This is a genomic window from Hephaestia mangrovi, from assembly GCF_019880555.1.
In the GTDB taxonomy this organism is placed as follows: domain Bacteria; phylum Pseudomonadota; class Alphaproteobacteria; order Sphingomonadales; family Sphingomonadaceae; genus Sphingomonas; species Sphingomonas mangrovi.
Window position 1 is genome coordinate 1 of the sequence record NZ_JAINVU010000019.1, and the last position, 1,543, is coordinate 1,543.

The 1,543-nt window shown below is 63.2% G+C and carries 2 protein-coding genes; one reads left to right on the top strand and one right to left on the bottom strand.

Annotated elements, in window-relative coordinates; all coding sequences use genetic code 11:
- Positions 1-228: 228 nt before the first annotated feature.
- On the bottom strand, positions 229-963 hold the full coding sequence (locus K7G81_RS17620) for an SDR family oxidoreductase (protein ID WP_223032143.1): 735 nt from the start codon (positions 961-963) through the stop codon (positions 229-231).
- Between the two features lie 132 nt (positions 964-1,095).
- Here K7G81_RS17620 and K7G81_RS17625 point away from each other — a divergent pair, with 132 nt between their 5' ends.
- Positions 1,096-1,407 carry an ArsR/SmtB family transcription factor gene (locus K7G81_RS17625; protein ID WP_223032144.1) on the top strand — a complete coding sequence of 104 codons (312 nt, stop codon included), beginning with the start codon at positions 1,096-1,098 and terminating at the stop codon, positions 1,405-1,407.
- Positions 1,408-1,543: the final 136 nt, after the last annotated feature.

Sequence of the window (1,543 nt, forward strand, 5' to 3'; positions counted from 1 at the left end):
CGAACTCCCATACTGGCCCGCAGCATATGGCGCTGCTCATCGAGGCCGGACAGATGACAGCATCCGACTACGTGCCAACATACCCCGATTTAGCGCTTGCATCCGAAGGGGCGTCCACAGATGCCAAACAGCTTACCCCAGTCACTTAAATCGATTTGATTTTCGCGATAGCCGCCTCTCGGTTGGGGCGGCCCCTTATGACCTGAGGTAAGGGGCCGCCCGTATTCTCTATGCCGCCGCGCCGCCATCAATGTTGATCGTGGTGCCAGTGATGTAGGTTGCGTCGGGTCCGGCGAGAAACGCCACTGCGCCGGCAATTTCCTCGACCGTGCCGTAACGGCCGAGCGGGATGAACGCCGTCATCTGTTGCGCGAACTCGCCATCGGCGGGGTTGAGATCGGTGTCGATCGGCCCCGGTTGCACCGTGTTGACCAGGATGTTTCGTGCGGCGAGATCCTTCGCCCAGCCGCGTGCGAGTGCGGCTACTGCCGCTTTGGTCGCGCTATACGTTGCGGTCGATGGGAAGGCGAGTTCGCCCGAGACGCTGCCGATCAGGATGATGCGGCCGCCGTCACTCAAATGCGGGAGCGCGGCGCGGGTGCCCACGTGCAGGCCCTTCACGTTGACTCCGAATTGGCGGTCGTACAACTCGTCGGTGTCCTGTTCGATCGGCGAGAACTCAGCGACTCCGGCATTGTGGACCAGCACGTCGAGCCCGCCCAGAGCCGCGACCGCCTGCTCGACGCCCGCACGCTGCGAGGCGGGGTTGGCGGCATCGGCCTGGAACGCGAACGCGGTGCCGCCGGCGCGTTCAATCGCAGCGGCGGTGGCGTCGGCGGCGGCTTTATTACCGGCGTAGGTAATCGCGACCGTCGCGCCGTCGGCCGCCAGCCGCTTGGCGATCGCCGCGCCGATACCGCGCGACCCACCGGTGACGAGCGCCTTCTTGCCCTGAAGTGACATGGAAATTCTCCGAAATATCTGCCCGCGATCACGCCCTCGTGCGCTGTCGGCTGCGAGGACATCTGGGGACTCAAGCATACAGTTCAATATTCCCGAACTATTAAATTAACGCGTTGCCCCTATATCTGCCATATGCCCCGCTTCACCCACCCCCGGCTGGAGGACGTGCCGCTTGACCTGGCGCTGCACGCGCTTGCCGATCCCAACCGGCTGGGGATGGTCGCGCGGCTGGCGGCGACCGAACGACTGAGCTGCAGCGACGCGGCACCATGCGATTCGATTCCCAAGAGCACATTGTCCAATCATCTCAAACTGCTGCGCGCGGCCGGCCTGATCGAGACGACGCAGGTAGGGCGCGAGATGATCAACACGCTCCGCCGTTCGGAATTTGACGGGCGCTTTCCCGGTCTGCTCGACGCCGTACTCGCCAATAATTCTGGCTAATACCTGGTAGCATCTGTGGACGCCCCTTCGGATGCAAGCGCTAAATCGGGGTATGTTGGCACGTAGTCGGATGCTGTCATCTGTCCGGCCTCGATGAGCAGCGCCATATGCTGCGGGCCAGTATGGGAGTTCGCGG

What these genes read in the sequence shown, in the direction of transcription:
- K7G81_RS17620 (WP_223032143.1), bottom strand. Translation starts at nt 963, where the DNA reads ATGTCACTTCAGGGCAAGAAGGCGCTCGTCACCGGTGGGTCGCGCGGT.
- K7G81_RS17625 (WP_223032144.1), top strand. Translation starts at nt 1,096, where the DNA reads ATGCCCCGCTTCACCCACCCCCGGCTGGAGGACGTGCCGCTTGACCTG.